This window comes from Streptosporangium sp. H16 (genome assembly GCF_051918855.1).
In the GTDB taxonomy this organism is placed as follows: Bacteria; Actinomycetota; Actinomycetes; order Streptosporangiales; family Streptosporangiaceae; genus Streptosporangium.
The window spans coordinates 1-1391 of record NZ_JBPXMD010000106.1; the positions used below are offsets into that span (position 1 = coordinate 1).

Annotated in this window: 2 protein-coding genes; both read right to left on the reverse strand. The window is 69.0% G+C overall.

The genetic code is table 11. The annotated features are described in order from the left end of the window. Positions 1-1046 (reverse strand): extracellular catalytic domain type 1 short-chain-length polyhydroxyalkanoate depolymerase (locus ACTOQ2_RS43850; protein WP_440107949.1); only part of this gene is annotated, 1046 nt, incomplete at its 3' end. A gap of 174 nt (positions 1047-1220) precedes the next feature. Continuing rightward, positions 1221-1391 (reverse strand): non-reducing end alpha-L-arabinofuranosidase family hydrolase (locus ACTOQ2_RS43855; protein WP_440107951.1); only part of this gene is annotated, 171 nt, incomplete at its 5' end.

A 1391-nucleotide genomic window follows, 5' to 3' on the forward strand; every position in this document is an offset into this window, starting at 1 on the left:
GCGCCGTTGGCCTGGGAGACGCCGCTCACGTCGAGGCACCTGCCCGAGCCCACACCCCGGATCGCCCCCGCCGTCCCCGGCGTCGGAGTCACCGTCGGAGTCGGCGACGGGTTTGCGCCGCCGTCGAGGCCGAGGAACGTGATGGCGTGGGGGAACATGCCGTCCAGCGGCAGGGAGTGGCCGTAGCCCGCGAAGCTGAACGCTTCGACGGGGGCCTGGGTCGTGGTGGCACCGTACCGGGTCCGGGTCACACCCGATCGAGGGCTGTCGGTGAACGCCGGTGTCTGGCTCGATCCGTGCAGGTTGGTCCACTGCTTGATCTCTTCGCCGAAGTTGGGGTAGGCGAGCGTGGTGTCGGTGCTGCCGTGCCACAGTTGCATCCGGGGATAGCGGCCGGTGTATCCGGGATACATCGCCCGCGCCTGGTCGCCCCACTGCTGCGGGGTCTTGATGAGGTTCCCGCCGGAGCACTGGCTGTTCCACAGCGATCCGTTGGTGGTGGCGAAGCACCCGGCGGGGACGCCGGAGAACGCCGCGGCGGCCGTGAACACGTCCGGGTACTGGGCGGCGAGCACGTTGGTCATCATCGCGCCGGAGGAGAAGCCACTGACCACGATGCGGGCGGGGTCGACGTTGTGGCGCTGCCGGGCCCACGTGGCCATGGACATGATTCCGGTGGAATCACCGCCGCCGTCGCGCCTGAGCGCGGCGGGGGTGGAGACGTCGAAGCAGCGTCCCTCCCGGGTGGCCTCGGGGAGCACGATGATGTACCCGTACCGGTCCGCCGCGGTCACGTAGTCACGCCCGACGCTGTTGAAGACTCCGCTGGCCGTGCCCGTGCAGTAGTGGACCATGACCAGCATCGCCGGCCGTGCCGCGACCCTGTCCGGTACGTAGATGTACATGTTGAGGTTCGTCGGGTTGTTACCGAAGTTGGTCACCTGGGTCAGCGACGCGGCCGCGGCGGGCCGGACCGCCAGGAGCAGGCCCGCGACCAACAGGGGTAAGGCACCGGCCGCCAGCATGGCCCTGAGCCGTCGTCTCACATCATGTCCTTTCGATTGCCGGGGCGCCTCCAGCCACTTCGCTGACGGCTTGCCCTGTCAGGGCTCAAACCGAAGCCTCCGGTGCGGCGGGTCGCGCCGCACCGGAGGCCCCCTCGTCAGGACGGAAGGAAGGTCAGCAACTGGTGCCGGTCTGGGTCAGCAGGTCCATGTGCCTTAGCGCTGGAGTGTGAGCAGGCCGGGCCGGTAGGGCAGGAGGCCGTAGTCGACGCCGTTGGAGTTGGGGTTGCGGCCCTGGTAGAGCAGCTGGAGGTTGCAGGGGTCGACGGTCATGGTCTGGTCGGCGCTGGTGCGCAGCAGTTCGCCGTGGCTGATGTCGTTGGTCCA